At 63.0% G+C, this 430-nt stretch carries 1 protein-coding gene; it reads left to right on the top strand.

The genetic code is table 11. The features are described 5' to 3' along the window. A partial coding sequence (locus RM844_RS32950) for a hypothetical protein (RefSeq protein WP_311671099.1) occupies window positions 1-275 on the top strand: 275 nt, incomplete at its 5' end. Window positions 276-430: the final 155 nt, after the last annotated feature.

Below are 430 nucleotides of genomic sequence, written 5' to 3'. Positions count from 1 at the left end.
TGGGCGAGAACCTGAACACCGAGATGGTGGAGCTGGAAGCCCTCGAGGCCGCTGATGTCGAGTGGCTGCACGGCATCCTCACAGCCCATGTCGACGCAACCGATTCGGCTGTGGGACAACGGGTCCTAGACTCCTGGGATGGATCGGATGGAGCGTTGAAGCATTTTGTGAAGGTCATGCCGCGCGACTACAAGCGCGTGCTGACCGCCATCGCCGAAGCTGAGAAGGCCGGCGAGGACGTGAACGCGGCGATCATGGCGGCCGCCAATGGCTGATCCGCGCGGTTTCCTCAAGCACACGTCCAAGGAGCTCCCAGCCCGCAGGCCGGTCCCGCTGCGCCTCAAGGACTGGAAAGAGGTCTACGAGGACTTCTCCCACGACAAGCTGGCCGACCAGGCATCGCGGTGCATGGACTGCGGTATTCCGTTCT

The sequence above is a fragment of the Streptomyces chisholmiae genome, from assembly GCF_031845445.1.
Classification (GTDB): domain Bacteria; phylum Actinomycetota; class Actinomycetes; order Streptomycetales; family Streptomycetaceae; genus Streptomyces; species Streptomyces chisholmiae.
This window is presented reverse-complemented; position numbering and strand designations above follow the sequence as displayed.